This window comes from Phenylobacterium soli (assembly GCF_003254475.1).
In the GTDB taxonomy this organism is placed as follows: domain Bacteria; phylum Pseudomonadota; class Alphaproteobacteria; order Caulobacterales; family Caulobacteraceae; genus Phenylobacterium; species Phenylobacterium soli.
In genome coordinates this window covers 1,393,304-1,408,358 of sequence record NZ_QFYQ01000001.1, presented here as the reverse complement: position 1 = coordinate 1,408,358, position 15,055 = coordinate 1,393,304, and the positions used below count along the sequence as shown (strand labels likewise).

At 70.1% G+C, this 15,055-nt stretch carries 20 protein-coding genes; 8 read left to right on the top strand and 12 right to left on the bottom strand.

Annotation, left to right across the window (positions count from 1 at the left end; translation table 11 throughout):
• Positions 1–9 precede the first annotated feature (9 nt).
• Positions 10–684, top strand: coding sequence for a dienelactone hydrolase family protein (locus DJ017_RS06985; protein WP_111528038.1), 675 nt, complete (start codon positions 10–12; stop codon positions 682–684).
• 18 nt (positions 685–702) lie between these two features.
• Entirely contained in the window at positions 703–1,383 is a 681-nt protein-coding gene (locus DJ017_RS06980; RefSeq protein WP_111528037.1) for a dienelactone hydrolase family protein, read from the top strand.
• Positions 1,384–1,414: 31 nt separating this feature from the next.
• On the opposite strand, the gene DJ017_RS06975 is transcribed toward DJ017_RS06980, so the two are convergent.
• Positions 1,415–1,885: a hypothetical protein gene (locus tag DJ017_RS06975; protein ID WP_111528036.1), complete on the bottom strand. Its 471-nt coding sequence runs from the start codon at positions 1,883–1,885 to the stop codon at positions 1,415–1,417.
• A 75-nt stretch (positions 1,886–1,960) separates the two neighbouring features.
• Between DJ017_RS06975 and DJ017_RS06970 the strand changes: the two genes are divergently transcribed.
• Complete coding sequence (locus DJ017_RS06970) at positions 1,961–2,755, top strand: aspartyl protease family protein (protein ID WP_111528035.1); 795 nt, start codon at positions 1,961–1,963, stop codon at positions 2,753–2,755.
• Positions 2,756–2,778: 23 nt separating this feature from the next.
• Here DJ017_RS06970 and DJ017_RS06965 read toward each other — a convergent pair whose 3' ends face one another.
• The 3 genes from DJ017_RS06965 to petA are packed head-to-tail and all read right to left on the bottom strand — an operon-like array spanning position 2,779 to position 5,457.
• The gene (locus DJ017_RS06965) at positions 2,779–3,621 is read right to left on the bottom strand and encodes a cytochrome c1 (RefSeq protein WP_111528034.1); all 843 of its coding nucleotides are present in this window, start codon (positions 3,619–3,621) and stop codon (positions 2,779–2,781) included.
• A 7-nt stretch (positions 3,622–3,628) separates the two neighbouring features.
• Complete coding sequence (locus tag DJ017_RS06960; RefSeq protein WP_111528033.1) at positions 3,629–4,906, bottom strand: cytochrome b; 1,278 nt, start codon at positions 4,904–4,906, stop codon at positions 3,629–3,631.
• A gap of 2 nt (positions 4,907–4,908) precedes the next feature.
• Positions 4,909–5,457 (bottom strand): ubiquinol-cytochrome c reductase iron-sulfur subunit, encoded by a 549-nt coding sequence (petA, locus tag DJ017_RS06955; protein ID WP_111528032.1) that lies wholly within the window; start codon positions 5,455–5,457, stop codon positions 4,909–4,911.
• Between the two features lie 201 nt (positions 5,458–5,658).
• Here petA and DJ017_RS06950 point away from each other — a divergent pair, with 201 nt between their 5' ends.
• The 3 genes from DJ017_RS06950 to DJ017_RS06940 all read left to right on the top strand — a co-directional run bounded on the left by DJ017_RS06950 (position 5,659) and on the right by DJ017_RS06940 (position 7,912).
• Positions 5,659–6,126, top strand: a complete 468-nt coding sequence (locus tag DJ017_RS06950) for a tRNA (cytidine(34)-2'-O)-methyltransferase (RefSeq protein WP_111528031.1) — start codon at positions 5,659–5,661, stop codon at positions 6,124–6,126.
• Positions 6,127–6,149: 23 nt separating this feature from the next.
• Positions 6,150–7,028, top strand: a complete 879-nt coding sequence (gene hemF, locus DJ017_RS06945; RefSeq protein ID WP_193540005.1) for an oxygen-dependent coproporphyrinogen oxidase — start codon at positions 6,150–6,152, stop codon at positions 7,026–7,028.
• A gap of 95 nt (positions 7,029–7,123) precedes the next feature.
• The gene (locus DJ017_RS06940) at positions 7,124–7,912 is read left to right on the top strand and encodes a hypothetical protein (RefSeq protein WP_111528029.1); all 789 of its coding nucleotides are present in this window, start codon (positions 7,124–7,126) and stop codon (positions 7,910–7,912) included.
• 1 nt (position 7,913) lies between these two features.
• Here the strand turns inward: DJ017_RS06940 and DJ017_RS20275 are convergent, their stop codons facing one another.
• Genes DJ017_RS20275 through DJ017_RS06915 form a run of 6 tightly spaced genes read right to left on the bottom strand, consistent with a single transcriptional unit; the run spans position 7,914 to position 11,877 of the window.
• Complete coding sequence (locus tag DJ017_RS20275) at positions 7,914–8,051, bottom strand: hypothetical protein (protein ID WP_165830547.1); 138 nt, start codon at positions 8,049–8,051, stop codon at positions 7,914–7,916.
• 58 nt (positions 8,052–8,109) lie between these two features.
• The gene (locus DJ017_RS06935; protein ID WP_111528028.1) at positions 8,110–8,814 is read right to left on the bottom strand and encodes a glutamine amidotransferase-related protein; all 705 of its coding nucleotides are present in this window, start codon (positions 8,812–8,814) and stop codon (positions 8,110–8,112) included.
• The gene (locus DJ017_RS06930) at positions 8,814–10,064 is read right to left on the bottom strand and encodes a CCA tRNA nucleotidyltransferase (RefSeq protein WP_111528027.1); all 1,251 of its coding nucleotides are present in this window, start codon (positions 10,062–10,064) and stop codon (positions 8,814–8,816) included. Before DJ017_RS06930 ends, DJ017_RS06935 begins: the two co-directional genes overlap by 1 nt.
• Before the next feature lie 31 nt (positions 10,065–10,095).
• The gene (locus DJ017_RS06925) at positions 10,096–10,755 is read right to left on the bottom strand and encodes a CoA pyrophosphatase (RefSeq protein ID WP_111528026.1); all 660 of its coding nucleotides are present in this window, start codon (positions 10,753–10,755) and stop codon (positions 10,096–10,098) included.
• On the bottom strand, positions 10,752–11,315 hold the full coding sequence (locus DJ017_RS06920; protein ID WP_111528025.1) for a DUF1285 domain-containing protein: 564 nt from the start codon (positions 11,313–11,315) through the stop codon (positions 10,752–10,754). Before DJ017_RS06920 ends, DJ017_RS06925 begins: the two co-directional genes overlap by 4 nt.
• A 46-nt stretch (positions 11,316–11,361) precedes the next feature.
• The gene (locus DJ017_RS06915) at positions 11,362–11,877 is read right to left on the bottom strand and encodes a GNAT family N-acetyltransferase (protein ID WP_111528024.1); all 516 of its coding nucleotides are present in this window, start codon (positions 11,875–11,877) and stop codon (positions 11,362–11,364) included.
• A gap of 217 nt (positions 11,878–12,094) precedes the next feature.
• Between DJ017_RS06915 and DJ017_RS06910 the strand changes: the two genes are divergently transcribed.
• Together DJ017_RS06910 and DJ017_RS06905 are read left to right on the top strand one after the other, a co-directional pair.
• Positions 12,095–13,360 (top strand): MFS transporter, encoded by a 1,266-nt coding sequence (locus DJ017_RS06910; RefSeq protein ID WP_111528023.1) that lies wholly within the window; start codon positions 12,095–12,097, stop codon positions 13,358–13,360.
• 31 nt (positions 13,361–13,391) lie between these two features.
• A complete protein-coding gene (locus DJ017_RS06905) occupies positions 13,392–14,321 on the top strand; it encodes an SDR family NAD(P)-dependent oxidoreductase (RefSeq protein ID WP_111528022.1) in 930 nt (309 codons plus the stop codon).
• Between the two features lie 15 nt (positions 14,322–14,336).
• Here DJ017_RS06905 and DJ017_RS06900 read toward each other — a convergent pair whose 3' ends face one another.
• Both DJ017_RS06900 and DJ017_RS06895 read right to left on the bottom strand, forming a co-directional pair.
• Complete coding sequence (locus DJ017_RS06900; RefSeq protein ID WP_377284534.1) at positions 14,337–14,573, bottom strand: helix-turn-helix transcriptional regulator; 237 nt, start codon at positions 14,571–14,573, stop codon at positions 14,337–14,339.
• Between the two features lies 1 nt (position 14,574).
• Positions 14,575–14,991 (bottom strand): hypothetical protein, encoded by a 417-nt coding sequence (locus DJ017_RS06895; RefSeq protein ID WP_111528021.1) that lies wholly within the window; start codon positions 14,989–14,991, stop codon positions 14,575–14,577.
• Positions 14,992–15,055 lie beyond the last annotated feature (64 nt).

The following is a 15,055-nucleotide window of genomic DNA, read 5'->3' as shown; positions in this document are numbered from 1 at the left end:
GAGGGCGAGATGGGCGAGACGATCAAGATCGCGGGCGCGGACGGTTTCGAGTTCTCCGCCTACCACGAGCCGGCCTTCACCCCCTCCAAGGGCGGGGTGATCGTCATCCAGGAGATCTTCGGCATCGACCGCCACATCCGCGCCGACGTCGGCCGCTGGGCGAAGATGGGCTACCACGCCGTCGCGCCCTCGCTCTACGACCGGCGCGAATGGGGCTTCACCGCCGAGCACGACCCGGCGGGCCTGCAGGCCGGCGTCGGCCATGCCCGCGCCACCCCGATCGAGCAGGCGCTGACCGACATCGCCGCCTGCCGCGACTTCCTCAAGAGCCACGGGGCCGCCAAGGTGTGCGTCGTCGGCTACTGCTACGGCGGCTCGCTGGCCTGGCTCTCGGCCTGCCAGCTCGACGGTATCGCGGCCGCCTCCAGCTACTACGGCTCCATGGTCCAGGCGAACGCCGCCCTCGAGCCGAAGTGCCCGGTGATCGTCCACCTCGGCCGCCTCGACGCCGGCATCCCGGCCGACGATGTCGAGGCCGCCGTGCACCAGCACCATCCCGACCTGCCCGTGTATATCTACGAGGCCGCCGGCCACGGCTTCAACAACGAGAGCCCCGAGCGCTACAACGCCGAGGCCTCCGACCTCGCCCGCCACCGCACCCTCGAGCTGTTCGACAACGCCTGAAGCCGCAGGAGCGCGACCATGGGCGAGATGATCCGCCTGAAGAGCCGCTTCGATGGCTTCGAGCTCGGCGCCTATCACGCGCCGCCCAATGACGCGCGGCGCGGCGGTCTCCTCTTGATCCAGGAGATCTTCGGGGTCACCGAGCACATCAAGGAGCTCTGCGACGGCTTCGCCGAGGACGGCTACGAGGTGATCGCGCCCGCGTTCTACGACCGCCTGGAACGCGGCTTCACGGCCGACTACAGCCCCGAGAGCATCCAGAAGGGCGTCCAGTATTCCACCGCGACGCCCTGGGACCAGGTGGCCGGCGACGCCCAGGCGGCCATCGACGCCCTCCAGGCGCCCGTCTTCGTCACCGGCTACTGCTGGGGCGGGGCGGCGACTTGGCTCGCCGCCTGCCGCTGCGAGGGCGTGGCGGCCGCGTCGTGCTTCTACGGCCGCCGGATCAGCGAGCTGAAGGACGAGACGCCCAGGGCGCCGACCATCCTGCACTTCGGCAAGACCGACGCCTCGATCCCGCCCGAGCGCATCGAGGAGATCCGCGAGCGCCATCCCGACCTGCCGATCTACCTCTACGAGGCCGGCCACGGCTTCGTCTCCGACCGCCGCAGCGACTACGACGCCGACTCCGCCCGCCTCGCCCGCCTGCGCACCCTGGCCCACTTCTCAAGGAACGGCGGCGGCAAGGGCGAGGTCTGAGAGATGCTCCCCTGAGGGGAGAACGACCTTCCTACCGCTCCTCGATCTTCTCCCGCACGTCCGGCAGCTGCTCCAGCGCCCTGACGAGGATCGCCTGGGCGGCGAGGATGCCGATGCCGGCGGCGTAGGCCGAGAAGACGTTCGCCTGATAGCGGCCGGTCGCCTGCACAGAGGCCACCTGCCAGTAGATGAACAGCGCCGCGCCCATCAGCAGGGCGACGCCGGTGACGATCGAGCCCGGCGTCTGGCCGAAGCCGGCCTGGAAGCTCATCCACACATAGCGCGCCAGCCAGCGCTTGAGGGGCGCGATGACCAGCGGCACGAACAGCGAGACCAGGAGGAACAGCGCCGGCCACATCAGGGTCCAGCGCAGCACCACCGCCGTGCCGCCCGGCAGACGGTCGAAGGCGTGCACCACCGCGCCCGCATAGATCAGTCCGGCGGCCGCGACCGTGAGGTCCTGCATCCGCTTGAAGTTCCGCCAGGCGCGCGTGAAAGCCATACCGCTTGAACTCTAGGCCGCCGATGGGGCGGGGTTAAGGCGCCGCGCGCTGCTGTTATCCTCTTCGCTGCAACCATGAGTCTCGCTGCCCTCCTCCTGGCGCTCGTCGCGCCCGCCCCGCCGGTCTCCTGCTGGTTCGAGAACGGCGTGGTGGTGGTCCCGGCCGAGGTGGCGGGCGTCGCCGGCGACTTCATCCTCGACACCGGCCAGGCGCAGACGATCCTCGCCGAGACCCAGGCCCAAGGCGCGGGTTTCTCCGAGACCGCGCTCACCGCCCAGGTGCGGCTCGCCGGCCGTCGCACGGCGGGCGTGCCGGTCGCGGTCCAGGACATCGACGTCCGCGCCGGCCTCTTCCCGACGCCCATCGCCGGCGTCATCGGCGCCGACGTGCTGAAGGCCTATGTGGTCGACATCGACTTCGCGCCCTGCCGGGTGCGGCTCAGCCTTCCCGCCCGCGCACCGCGCTTCCGCGCCGCCGCCGCCCTGCCGCTGACCTGGATCGCCGGCGCCCCCGCCGTCGAGGCCGCCGTCGCCGACGGGCCGCACGCCTTCACCGGCGACTTCGCCCTGGCTACAGGCTCCGACACCGCCGTGCGCCTCTCCGACGCCCTCGCCGCGGCGCCGGGCGCGGCCAAGCCGCGCGAGCTCTATCCCTATGGCGTGCTGCGGCCGCGGCTGCGGGCTCTGTCCTTCGCCGGACGCCTGGCGGAGGATCTGCCCGCCGGCCTCGTCAAGCCGGCCGACCCGGCCCTGGCCGGCGAGATCGGCGCGCCCCTGCTCGCCGCCTGGCGCGTGCGCCTCGACTTCCCTGGCCGCCGGCTCCTGCTCGCGCCCAACGAAAAGGGCCCCGGCGATCCGCCGAGGCCCTAATCGATCGGTATTGTCAGCCGGCGCTAGTGCGCCACGTTCCGCCAGATGCGGCGGTAGCTGGCGTAGAGCAGGCCGGTGAAGATCAGGAGGTAGATCATCGCCCCCAGGCCGAACTGCTTGCGCTGCTCCATCTTGGGCTCGGCGGCCCACATCAGGAAGGCGGAGACGTCGCGGGCCTGGTTCTCGACCGTCGACTTGGTGTTGTCGTCGAAGGTCACCTTGTTGGCCGCGAGGGGCGGCGGCATGCCGATGAAGCCGCCCTTCGGAACCTCGCCCTTGCCCGTCCAGAACGAGCTCAGGTCGCCCGGGAAGTAGGGATTGTAGTACTTGCCCGGCGAGACGGTCAGGCCGGCCGGCGGCTGCACGAAGCCGGTCAGGATCGAGTAGATGTAGTCCGGGCCGCCCTCGCGGGCCTTGGCGATGACCGACAGGTCCGGCGGCAGGGCGCCGCCGTTCGAGGCCCGCGCCGCCGCCTCGTTGGCGAACGGGCTCGGGAAGCGGTCGGCCGTGCCGGCCGGACGCTTGATGGCGTCGCCGGTCTCATTGTCGATGTCGCTGACCTGGATGTCCTTGGCGAGCGACTTCACATAGGGGTTGTCGTTCGGGTTCGGGTACTTCGGATCGTAGAACGGCCCGCCCTTCTCACCGAGGTTGCGGAACGACACCAGGCTCATCGCGTGGCAGGCCGAGCAGACCTCGCGATAGACCTTGTAGCCGCGTTGCAGCTGGGCCTGGTCGTACTTGCCGAGCGGACCGGTGAAGGACCAGTCCATCTCCTTCGGCTCTTCCTTGCTGGTCGCGGAGAGCGCGGGACCCGCCACGAAGGCGAGACCCAGCGCCGCGAGCATCAAACCTTTGCGCAGCATCTTCGGCTCAATCCTTCTTGGAGAGAACAGGCTCGGAGATCGACTCCGGCAGGGGCAGGGGCGTCTCGCGGAGACCCACCATCGGGGTGATGACCAGGAAGTAGGCGAAGTAGTAGAGCGCCGCGATCCGGCTCAGCCACACGTAGCTGTTCAGGTCGCTGTCCACGAGGGTGAAGGTGGACAGGCCCGGGATCACCGGATCGTCCGGCAGCTTCGCGCCGCACCAGCCCAGCACCAGGCAGGCGAGGATGAAGATGAAGAAGTACGGCCGGATGGTCGGGCGGTAGCGCATGGACCGCACCTTGGAGGTGTCGAGCCAGGGCAGGACGAACAGCACCGCGATGGCGCCGAACATCGCGAGCACGCCGCCGAGCTTGTTCGGGACCGCGCGCAGGATCGCGTAGAACGGCAGGAAGTACCATTCGGGGACGATGTGCGCCGGGGTCACCAGCGGGTTGGCCGGGATGTAGTTGTCGGCGTGGCCCAGGATGTTCGGGTTCCAGAACACGAAGGAGCCGAACAGCAGCAGGAAGACCGCGATCGCGAAGCCGTCCTTCACCGTGTAGTACGGGTGGAAGGGAACGGTGTCCTCCTTGGACTTCACGTTCACGCCGGTCGGGTTGTTGTTCCCCGGCACGTGCAGCGCCCAGATGTGCAGGGCGACGACGCCCGCGATCACGAAGGGCAGCAGGTAGTGCAGCGAGAAGAAGCGGTTGAGCGTCGGGTCGTCCACCGCGAAGCCGCCCCACAGCCAGGTGGTGATGGACGGACCGACGATGGGCAGGGCGCCCAGCAGGTTGGTGATCACCACCGCGCCGTGGAAGCTCATCTGGCCCCAGGGCAGGACGTAGCCCATGAAGGCCGTGGCCATCATCAGCAGGTAGATCACGCAGCCGAGGATCCACAGCACCTCCCGCGGCGCCTTGTAGGAGCCGTAGTAGAGGTTGCGGAACATGTGGATGTAGACCGCGATGAAGAACATCGAGGCCCCGTTCGCGTGCATGTAGCGGATCAGCCAACCGTAGTTGACGTCACGCATGATGCGCTCGACCGAGTTGAAGGCGTAGTCGACGTGCGGGACGTAGTGCATGGCCAGCACGATGCCGGTCACCAGCTGCACCGCCAGGCACACCGCCAGGATGCCGCCGAAGGTCCACCAGTAGTTGAGGTTCTTCGGGGTGGGGAAACTGATCGCCGTGTCGTAGGCCATCCGAACGATCGGAAGGCGCATGTCCAGCCAGCGCTCGAAGCCGGTCTTCGGCTCGTAAGTGGAGTGTCCGCTCATCGTCAGCCGACCTTGACCTTGGTGTCGGAAAGGAACGCGTAGTCCGGCACCACGAGGTTCTTCGGCGCGGGACCCTTACGGATCCGGCCGGAGGTGTCGTAGACCGAGCCGTGGCAGGGGCAGAACCAGCCGCCGTACTCGCCGCCGCCGAACGTGGGCACGCAGCCCAGGTGGGTGCAGGTGCCGACCAGGATCAGCCACTGCGCCTTGCCGGGCTTGTGGCGCTGCTCGTCCGTCTCCGGATCGCGCATGTCCGCGTGGTCGTCCTTGATCGCCGCGGCGATTTCCTTGGCCGTCCGGTTGCGGATGAACAGCGGCTTGCCCCGCCACTTGACCACCACCTGCTGGCCCTCGGCGACCTTGGTCAGGTCGAACTCGATGGAGGCCAGGGCGAGGGTGTCGCCCGCCGGGTTCATCTGGTCGATGAACGGCCAAGCCAGGGCGCCCACGGCGCCCACGGCCGCGGCGCCCGCGGCGATATGGATGAAGTCGCGACGATTGGGATCGTCGCTGTGCGGATCGGGGTTCGCGCCCACAGCGGTGTCGGACACCTAAAGCCTACCCTTCAATTCGACGCCCTCGAGACGAGCGCGCTCTGCCTTTGGACCCCACCAGAGCGCTGGTAAAGGGCCGTATTGAGATGACCTTGGGGCAGACAATTTCTTTGGAGCGCGCGAGCGAAGTCCCCCTTCGCAAGCCGTTCCGCGATTCGCCCTATATGCCCCAGACCATCCCGTGGCGGATCGCTTAGAATGCGTTTGGCGCTTTTTCAACCGGACATTCCGCAAAACCTCGGGGCAAGTCTTCGTCTCGGCGCCTGTCTTGGGGTTCCGGTGGACGTCATCGAGCCCTGCGGCTTCCCGCTCTCCGACCGCGCCGTGAAGCGCGCGGCCATGGACTACGCCGAGAGGGCGGAGGTGATCCGTTACCCTGGATGGGGTGATTTCCTGGCCCGTCGGGCTCCTGGACGGCTGGTGCTCTTCACCACCCGCGCCGAGGCCGCCTTCCACCAATTCGAGTACCTGCCCTGCGACACCCTGCTCTTCGGCCGCGAGAGCGCCGGCGTCCCGGATGAGGTGCACGCCGCGGCCGATGCACGCGTGACTATTCCGCTGGTCGCCGGCGCGCGGTCGCTGAACGTCGTGACCGCCGCCGCCATGGCCCTCGCCGAGGCCCTCCGGCAAACCGACGGCTTCCCAAGCGCGGTGCAGACCGGGTAGCACGTCACCCCATGTCCGAGACCCTGACCCTTCCGCCGGAGATCCTCGAGCGCCGGGCCCGCGCCCAGGCCTGGTTCGAGAGCCTGCAGCAGCGCATCTGCGCCGAGCTCGAGCGCCTGGAGGACGAAGCGCCGGAGGAGCTCTATCCGGAGCCGGCCAGCCGGTTCGACTTCCGCCCCTGGACGCGCGAGACCGGCGTCGGCGGCGGGACCGGCGCCTTCTTCGCCGGGCGGCTCTTCGAGAAGGCCGGGATCCACACCTCGGCCGCCACGGCCCGCTTCTCGCCGGAAATGGCCAAGACCATGCCGGGCGCCGACAAGGACCCGACCTACGTCTCGGCCTCGATCAGCCTGATCGTCCATCCGCGGAGCCCGCGGGTGCCGACCGTGCACATGAACACGCGCTTCCTCTCCACGGCCGAAAGCTGGTTCGGCGGCGGCGCCGACCTCACCCCGATGCTGGACGAGCAGCGCAGCCAAGAGGCCGACGACGCCAGGCTGTTCCACGCCGCCATGCAGGCCGCCTGCGATCCCTTCGATCCGGAGTGGTATGGCAAGTACAAGGCCTGGTGCGACGAGTACTTCTTCCTGCCGCACCGCAACGAGCCGCGCGGCATCGGCGGCATCTTCTACGACCGCCACAACTCGGGCGACTTCGAGAAGGACTTCGCCTTCACCCGCGCCGTCGGCGAGGCGTTCCTGGAGGTCTATCCGAAGATCGTCCGCCACCGGATGAGCGAGCCCTGGACCGACGCGGACCGCGCCGAGCAGCTCGTCCGCCGCGGCCGCTACGTCGAGTTCAACCTGCTCTACGACCGCGGCACCATGTTCGGCCTCAAGGCCGGCGGCAACATCACCACCATCCTGTCGTCCATGCCGCCGCTGGTGGCCTGGCCGGTCTGAGGGAGGACTGCACGTTCGGGGTGATAAGTGAACCTTTTGCAACCTGAAGCGTAATCGCTCGGGGGCGGCGCCGTAGCGATCAGGAAGGTCCGCCCATGTCGCTCCACAGCCCACCCTTCCTGGCCGCCGTCGCGTCCCGCGACCTCCGCGCCTCCGCCGCCGTGGCGGCGCGTCCGATCCGCCTGGATCCGTGGCGGCTTCCCCTGATGCTGCTCGGCTGCGCCCTGCTGCTGGTCGGCGCCTATGTGGTCACCCAGCTGTGGGTCCCCCGGGTGCTGCACGGCCAGGGCGGCACGCTGGCGATGATCCAGTTCTTCGACCTCGACCGCGAGGGCAACCTGCCGAGCTGGTTCTCCGCCACGCTCTGGACCCTGGCCGCGGCGCTGGCCTTCGGCGCCTCGGCCCAAGGCCACGCGGACCGTCGCGCCCGCCCCCGCTGGCTGGCGCTCGGCGGGCTCTACCTGTTCCTGTCCATGGACGAGATGGCCGGCTGGCACGACATGCTCGGCATCGTCCTGCGGCGGGCGCCGGGGGCGGCCGGGACCCTGCATTACGCCTGGCTGATCTACGGGATGATCCTGGTGGCCGTCGCCGGGCTGTACTTCGCCCCGTTTGTCCTCCGCCTGCCCCGCTATGTGGCCGGCTGCATCGGCCTGGCGGCGACCGTCTATGTGGGGGCGGCCGCGGGCCTCGAATTCCTCGGCGGCAAGGTCCGGGACGGGGTTCTCGCCTATCCCTTCGGCCTGACCGGGTTCCACGAGATCATCGGCGAGGAGTTCGGCGAGATGCTCGGCGTGATCATCCTGATCCACGGCCTCATCGTCTTCCTCCGGGGCAACGACGGGCGTGGAGGGTTCGCGGTCCAGGCCGGCGCGCGCGCCTGAACTAGCGCCCGGTCGCGCTGCTCACCGCGGCGATGAGGACACCGAGGTCGTCGGGCTGCGGCTGGGCCTGCGCCGTCAGGCCCACGGCCAGCGCCGCCACGGCGCTCGCCGCCACGATCAGCAGCCTCCAACGGTTCATGACCCGCTCCACACTCGCCCCCGCGATGTTCGCGTTTGGCCTCCAACAAGCGTTCGGGTCAAGTGGTTGCGTGTCTCAGGAATGTCTTGATCCAGCCGCCGACCCGGTCGCGGTCGTCGGCGCCTGCGTATGAGGCGATGGCCGCGTCGGCCTGCGCGTCGGCATAGCGATCGCCCCGCCGGTGCTCGATCAGCGAGATGGCGTAGGCCGGCTCGAACTCGGGGTGCAGCTGGATCGACATCGCCGGCTGGTCGCGCCAGACGAGGCCGCCGAACGGGGTGAAGTCCGAGGCGGCGAACACCTCGGCGCCCTCGGGCAGGCTGACCACCTGGTCCTGGTGCGAGCCCGGCAGGCGGATCGTCTCGGCCTCATCCATCCAGGGCTCCCGGCGCAGAACCCGGTATTCCTGCTCGCCGAGCCCCCAGCCCCTGGGCGACTGGATGACCTCGCCGCCGAACGCCTTGGCCATCAGCTGGTGGCCGAAGCAGACGCCCACCAGCGCCGCCTCGCCCTTGGCGGCCTGCAGGAACTCCACTGCCCGACCGATCCAGTCCAGCGGCTCGTAGACCCCGGCCGAGGAGCCGGTCACCAGGAAGGCGTCGGCGTCCTTCGGGCTTTGCGGCAGCTCGCCCTCGTCCACCGCATAGACGCGGTAGTCGTAGGCGTCAGGTCCCAGCAGCCGCATGAACATCTCGGGATAGGTGCCGAACTGCGGGATCGCCGGCGTCGGCGGCCGACCGGTCTTGAGGATGCCCAGGCGCATCAATAGGCCAGTCCCTGCGCCACGGCCTTCAGCTTCTCGATGGCCGACATCTTGTCGTCGAGGAAGTCGTGGTCGATCCACCAGTCCTCGACCTCGCGCATCACCCGCCCGACCAGCGGCCCCTTGGGCACGCCGGCCGCCATCACGTCCTCGCCGGTCAGCGGGAAGACCGGGATCGTCCACCCTTCTGCCAGCGCGATCATCCCGCGCCATTGCGGGGCCGTGGCCGTGCGGTTCGAGGCCGCCCAGGCGAGCTTGGCGCGGTCGCGGAAGCTCGCCTGGCCCTCGCGGTAGACGCAGCGGCGGATCTCCCGCGGGCTCATCCAGCTCTTCAGCTTCGGCGCGGGCGCGAGCGCGGCGACGATCCGGTCGCGGTCGGCGTTGGAGAGCCGCAGGGATTCGGCCAGCCGCGTCGCCACGAGCTGGTCGTCGGGCAGCAGGGCGGCGAGCCGCAGCACCGGCTCGGTCTCGAAGAGCTGCTCGCCCTCGATCTCCACCAGGCCCTTGAACCGATCGATGTGGATCGGCTCGGGCAGCACCATTGGCAGGACGCCGGTCTGGGCCATCAGCTCGACCGCCTCGCGGGGATCGTCGGCCTTCAGCAGCTTCAGCAGCTCCTTGGAGATCCGCTCCGCCGCCAGGGTCGTCACATGGGCCTTCAGCGCCGCGCAGGCGGCGACCGCCGCCGCGTCCGGGCCGCCCTTGCCGTACCAGGCGTAGAACCGGAAGAAGCGCAGGATGCGCAGGTAGTCCTCGTGCAGCCGCTGCTCGGGCTCCCCGACGAAGACGATGCGCCCGGCCAGGGCGTCGGCGACACCGTGCCCGGTCGGGTCGAAGATCGAGCCGTCGCGGCGGGCGTAGAGCGCGTTCAGGGTGAAGTCCCGCCGTTGGGCGTCCTCCAGCCAGTCGGTGGTGAAGGCCACCACCGCCCGCCGCCCATCGGTCGAGACGTCCCGGCGCAGGGTGGTGATCTCGAACGGCCGGCTGTTGCAGACCGCCGTCACCGTGCCGTGGTCGATGCCGGTCGGCACGGCCCGCAGGCCCGCCGCCTCGAGCGCCTTGGTCACCGCTTCCGGCGTCAGCACCGTGGCGATGTCGATGTCGTCCACCCCCTGGCCCACCAGGGTGTTGCGCACGCAGCCGCCCACATAGCGGGCGCAGTCGGCCCCGCCGGCGGCCTCCAGGGCGTCGAACACCGCCTGGGTCTCGCGGGCGGTCATCCACGGGCGCTGGCCGATGGTGTCGGTCATGGTCTGTGACTAGGGAAAGTTCGGGGTGGTGTCACGCCACCGCGGCTCCGTAGAGCCGGTCGTAGAGCGCCCGCAGCATCCCCGCGGTGGCGCCCCAGATGAAGCGGTTCTCGTGGGTCATGGCGTAGAAACGGCGGAGTTCGCCGTTCGGCAGCGCGCGCTCGTGCTCCTCGTGGTTGGCCGGGTCCATCAGGAAGCCGAACGGCGTCTCGAAGATATCGGCCACCTCGTCCGGGTTCGGCGTGAGGTCGAAGCCGCCGCGCACGAAGCCGACCACCGGGGTGATCAGATAGCCGGTGCCCGTCCGGTAGGGCGTCGACAGGCCGGCCAGGGAGACGAAGCTGGGGCTGAGGCCGATCTCCTCCTCGGCCTCGCGCAGCGCGGTCTGCCAGGGCGTCTCGCCCGGATCGCGGCGGCCGCCGGGAAACGCCACCTGGCCGGTGTGCTTGCGAAGGGTGTCCGAGCGGCGGGTGAGCAACACCGACAGCCCATGCTCGCGCTCGACCAGCGGCACCAGCACCGAGGCCGGGGTCAGCGGCTGGTCCGGCGGCGCCCAGCCGCCCGGCGTCAGGTCGAAGTCCGAGCGGGTCTCGCCCTCGGCCGGCTCGCGCTCCTCCAGCGGATCGAGGTGGCGGGCGATCCAGGCGCGCAGCTCGTGCGGCGGGGCGAGGTGGGCGTGGGGCGCGTTCATGCGGCCTCCGCGTCGCCGATCTCGAACCACACTCCGTGCGAGGGCAGGCCGAGCGTCCCGTCCCGCTCCTCGGCCATCTCGACGAGCTCGTAGAACACCGGCCGGGCGATCAGCGCCTCCAGCCCGCGGCGCACGTGGACGTAGGGCCGCGGCTCGCCCTGGTCGTCCACGACCACGCGGATCGGGTTCTCCGCATCCGCCTCGACGGTGTCGCCGACGTTGGTGGTGAAGCGCAGCACCGGCTCGCCGGCGGCGTCCGTGGCCCGGTCGACCCGCACCGCCACGAACGGCGCGTCCTCGACGGTGATCCGCATCTTCTCGACCGGCGTCACCAGCCAGAACCCGTCCGGGTCCCTGCGCAGCACGGTGGAGAACAGCCGCACCAGCGCCTCGCGCTGGATGACCGACCCTTCGTGAACCCAGCGGCCGTCCTTGCCGATGACGATGTCGATCTCGCCGGAATGGGCGGGATTCCACAGATGCACCGGCGGCAGCCCGCGTCCCGGCGCCTGCTTCGCCGCCGCCGCCACCTGATCCAGCTTGTCCCTGCTCCCGCTCATAGCGCTGAAGTTAGGGGCGCTCGCCCCACCGCGCCAGGGCCGTGCGCTACAGCGGCCGGATCATCCCCGCCAGCGCCTCGCCCTCGGGCCTGAAGGCCACCGCCAGCACGCGGCGCTGGTCCACCGGGCCGGGCAGGCGCACATCCTTCGCCAGGGCCGCCGAGAAGCCGAAGCGCTGGAAATAGGGCGCGTCGCCGACCAGCACGATGGCCGTCTCGCCCGCCGCCCGGGCGGCCGCGACGGCCGCCTCCACCAGCAGGCCGCCGATCCCGCCGCTGCGCTCGTCGCTCTCCACCGCGATCGGGCCGAGGAACACCACCGGCGTGCCGCCAACGCGCACCCGCCACTGGCGCACCACGCCCATCAGCCGCCCCTCGCGCCAGGCGACGAACGACAGGTCGGGGGCGAACTCGGCGAACTCGCGCACCCGCTCGGAGCTCTTGGTGAAGCGGCCCGGCCCGAACGCCCGCTCGATCAGGGCGTCGGCGGCCGGGATGTCCTCGGCCTGCTGGAGGCTCACGGCCGGCGCTGCGGGCGCCGGGTCGGTGGGTTGAAGGCTCATCGATGGGAAAGCTTGCGACTGGAGGACGACGAATGCGGCCGGGCTCAATGCGCCGGCCGGGCGGAAGTTCAGGCGCGGGTTCGGCCCGCACAGGTTCGTCGCAGTCGCATGTCGGGGCTCCTCGGCCGCCAACGGGAAGCGCGCAGGTAAGGCCCGGGGGCCCCGCCGTCAACGGTGATTGCGGTCGCGGGCGAAGCCGGGCAGGCTCCGCCGGCCCATGCCCGCCGCCGATCCGGACCCGTCGCAGGACATCGTCCCCTCCGCCCGCGCGCTCCTCAAGGAGCGCGACTACCTGGCCTTCTGGGCCTCGCGCTGGACCGGCTCCTTCGCCGCCCAGATCCAGAGCGTCGCCATGGGCTGGCAGATGTACGCCCTCGCCCGCCAGACCCGCTCGGTGGAGGAGAGCGCCTTCCTCGTCGGCATGATCGGCCTGGCCGCCTTCGCGCCGGTCTTCCTGCTCACCCTGCCGGCCGGCGAGACCGCCGACCGCCACGACCGCAAGACCGTGCTGCTGTGCTGTTTCGCCGGCGAGATCCTCAGCGTCCTGGCGCTGGCCTTCGCCTCCTGGCGCGGGATCGCCTCGGTTCCCCTGCTGCTGATCATCGCCGCGCTGTTCGGCGCCGCGCGCGCCTTCTTCGCTCCAGCCAACACCGCCATGGGGCCGATGCTGGTGCCGCGCCGCCTCTTGCCACGCGCCATCGCCTGGAACTCCCTGGCCTGGCAGACCGCCTCGGTGGCCGGACCGGCCGCCGGCGGCCTGCTCGTCGCGCTCTCGCCGACCCACGCCTACATGGTCACCTTCGTGCTCTACCTCGCCTCGGCCCTGTCGGTGATCGCCATCCGCAAGTCGACCCGGCCCGAGCGCCAGCCGGGCTCGCGGTGGACGCTGATGAAGGAGGGCCTGCACTACGTCTGGAAGCAGAAGATCGTCTTCGGGGCGATCTCGCTCGACCTGTTCGCCGTGCTGCTCGGCGGCGCCACCGCCCTCTTGCCGGTCTTCGCCCGCGACATCCTCCATGTCGGCGCCCAAGGCTTCGGTGTGCTGCGCGCCGCGCCGGCCATCGGCGCCACCGTCGTCGGCTTCTGGCTCGCGGCCCATCCGATCCGCCACAAGGCCGGGGTCTTCATGTTCGCCGGCGTGGCGACCTTCGGCCTCGCCACCTGCGCCTTCGCCCTCTCGAGGTCGCTGTGGATCTCGGTCGTCGCCCTGGCCGTGCTGGGCGGCGCCGACATGCTCTCGGTCTTCGTGCGCCAGACGCTGGTCCAGCTCGTCACCCCGGACGCCATGCGGGGCCGCGTCGCTGCCGTCTCCTCGGTCTTCGTCGGCGCCTCCAACGAGCTCGGGGAGTTCGAGAGCGGCGTCGTCGCCCGCTTCCTGGGTCCGGTCGGCGCGGCCCTGTTCGGCGGGATCGGCGCCCTGCTGGTCACCGGCCTCTGGGCGCGCCTGTTTCCCGCCTTGCGCCGGGCGGATCGCCTCGAATAGCCTCCCTCCCATTCATTTGGGAGATAAGCCGATGGGCGTTTTGGATGGTAAGGTTGTCCTGGTTACAGGCGGCGGCAACGGCATCGGGCGCGACTGCGCCCTGATCGCGGCGGCCGAGGGCGCGAAGGTCGTGGTCAACGACCTGGGCGGCGGACTGAAGGGCGAGGACGAAGGCTCCGCCGGTCCCGCCGAAGCCGTGGCGCAGGAGATCCGCGCCCGTGGCGGCGAGGCGGTCTCCAACTCGGAGAGCGTCACCAACTACCGGTCCGTCCAGGGCATGGTCGAGCAGGCCCGCGATGTGTTCGGCGGCCTGCACGCGGTGATCAACCCGGCCGGCATCCTGCGCGATGTGATGTTCCACAAGATGAGCGAGGACGACTGGGACCGGGTGATCGAGGTCCACATGCGCGGCTCGTTCAACGTCTGCCGCGCCACCATCGAGCTGTTCCGCGAGCAGCAGGACGGCGCCTACATGCTGTTCACCTCCACCTCGGGCCTGTTCGGGAACGTCGGCCAGGCCAACTACGGCGCGGCCAAGATGGGCATCGCCGGCCTGTCGCGGATCATCGCCATGGAGGGCGCGCGCAACAACGTCCGCTCCAACTGCATCGCCCCGGTCGCCTGGACGCGCATGACCCAGTCGGTGCCGATCAAGGACGAGGCCCAGGCCGCGCGCCGCCAGGTGATGGCCGAGAAGATCCGTCCCGACCAGCCGGCGCGCTTCTCCGTGGCCATGGTCTCCGACGCGGCCAAGAGCGTCTCCGGCCAGATCTTCGGCGTCTCCGGCGAGCAGATCATCCTCTACTCCCAGCCGCGGCCGATCGAGACCTGCGCCAAGCCGGAAGGCGAGAGCTGGACGGTGGAGTCGATCCTCAAGGAAGCCGTGCCGAAGATGGCGCCGAAGTTCTTCGACCTCGGCCGCGCGGCCCCCGCCGCCCCGGCCCAGAAGCAGCCGGCGTAAGTCCGATGCTCCCCCTCAGGGGGGAGCATCACCTACCCACTGGAACACCTCCTCGAGCCGCACGCCGAATACGGCGGCGATGCGGAAGGCCGCCTCGAGCGAGGGCGAGTACTTGCCGGCCTCGATGGCCGCCACGGTCTGGCGGGTCATGCCGATCTTCTCCGCCAGCTGGCCTTGGGTCATCTCGCCGTGCTCGAAGCGCAGACGGCGGATCTGGTTGGCGATGGGCAGGGCCCGCTCCTCGCGCGCCACCTCACATGCCCCGCCGCAGCATGACGATCTGGGCCACCGCCACCGCGATCCCGGCCACCACCACGTCCATCAGCGCGAAGTTCAGCAGGTCGGCGACCGGATGTCCGAAGTGGCCGGGCACGGCCAGCAGCAGCACCAGGGCGCTCAGGACATAGTAGCCCACCGTGTGCGAGCGCGACTGGATCAGCATCTCGCGCTCGTCGAAGGCCGAGCGGCCGTCCTTCGGCGTGGTCCGCGCCGCGACCAGGGTGAGGCCCGCCTGCAGCGCCACGAAGGCGGCGGCGCAGACCGCCAGCAGCTCCAGAGCCGCCGGCCCGCGCGCCGGTACGACGCCCGCGAGCAGCAGCCCGAAATAGCTCCCGAAGCACAGCACCGCCGAGGCGAGCGCGATCCAGGCGGCCTTCTCACGGAACGACATCGGCGGCTCCAATGACAAACATGCTGGACATGATGTAAAAGATATCTAACATCATGTCTGCCTT

Excerpts from the sequence above, each read along its gene's own strand:
- DJ017_RS06985 (WP_111528038.1), top strand. The coding sequence starts at position 10 with ATGGGCGAGACGATCAAGATCGCGGGCGCGGACGGTTTCGAGTTCTCC.
- DJ017_RS06980 (WP_111528037.1), top strand. The coding sequence starts at position 703 with ATGGGCGAGATGATCCGCCTGAAGAGCCGCTTCGATGGCTTCGAGCTC.
- DJ017_RS06975 (WP_111528036.1), bottom strand. The coding sequence starts at position 1,885 with ATGGCTTTCACGCGCGCCTGGCGGAACTTCAAGCGGATGCAGGACCTC.
- DJ017_RS06970 (WP_111528035.1), top strand. The coding sequence starts at position 1,961 with ATGAGTCTCGCTGCCCTCCTCCTGGCGCTCGTCGCGCCCGCCCCGCCG.
- DJ017_RS06965 (WP_111528034.1), bottom strand. The coding sequence starts at position 3,621 with ATGCTGCGCAAAGGTTTGATGCTCGCGGCGCTGGGTCTCGCCTTCGTG.
- DJ017_RS06960 (WP_111528033.1), bottom strand. The coding sequence starts at position 4,906 with ATGAGCGGACACTCCACTTACGAGCCGAAGACCGGCTTCGAGCGCTGG.
- DJ017_RS06950 (WP_111528031.1), top strand. The coding sequence starts at position 5,659 with ATGCGTTTGGCGCTTTTTCAACCGGACATTCCGCAAAACCTCGGGGCA.
- DJ017_RS06940 (WP_111528029.1), top strand. The coding sequence starts at position 7,124 with ATGTCGCTCCACAGCCCACCCTTCCTGGCCGCCGTCGCGTCCCGCGAC.
- DJ017_RS20275 (WP_165830547.1), bottom strand. The coding sequence starts at position 8,051 with ATGAACCGTTGGAGGCTGCTGATCGTGGCGGCGAGCGCCGTGGCGGCG.
- DJ017_RS06935 (WP_111528028.1), bottom strand. The coding sequence starts at position 8,814 with ATGCGCCTGGGCATCCTCAAGACCGGTCGGCCGCCGACGCCGGCGATC.
- DJ017_RS06930 (WP_111528027.1), bottom strand. The coding sequence starts at position 10,064 with ATGACCGACACCATCGGCCAGCGCCCGTGGATGACCGCCCGCGAGACC.
- DJ017_RS06925 (WP_111528026.1), bottom strand. The coding sequence starts at position 10,755 with ATGAACGCGCCCCACGCCCACCTCGCCCCGCCGCACGAGCTGCGCGCC.
- DJ017_RS06920 (WP_111528025.1), bottom strand. The coding sequence starts at position 11,315 with ATGAGCGGGAGCAGGGACAAGCTGGATCAGGTGGCGGCGGCGGCGAAG.
- DJ017_RS06915 (WP_111528024.1), bottom strand. The coding sequence starts at position 11,877 with ATGAGCCTTCAACCCACCGACCCGGCGCCCGCAGCGCCGGCCGTGAGC.
- DJ017_RS06910 (WP_111528023.1), top strand. The coding sequence starts at position 12,095 with ATGCCCGCCGCCGATCCGGACCCGTCGCAGGACATCGTCCCCTCCGCC.
- DJ017_RS06905 (WP_111528022.1), top strand. The coding sequence starts at position 13,392 with ATGGGCGTTTTGGATGGTAAGGTTGTCCTGGTTACAGGCGGCGGCAAC.
- DJ017_RS06895 (WP_111528021.1), bottom strand. The coding sequence starts at position 14,991 with ATGTCGTTCCGTGAGAAGGCCGCCTGGATCGCGCTCGCCTCGGCGGTG.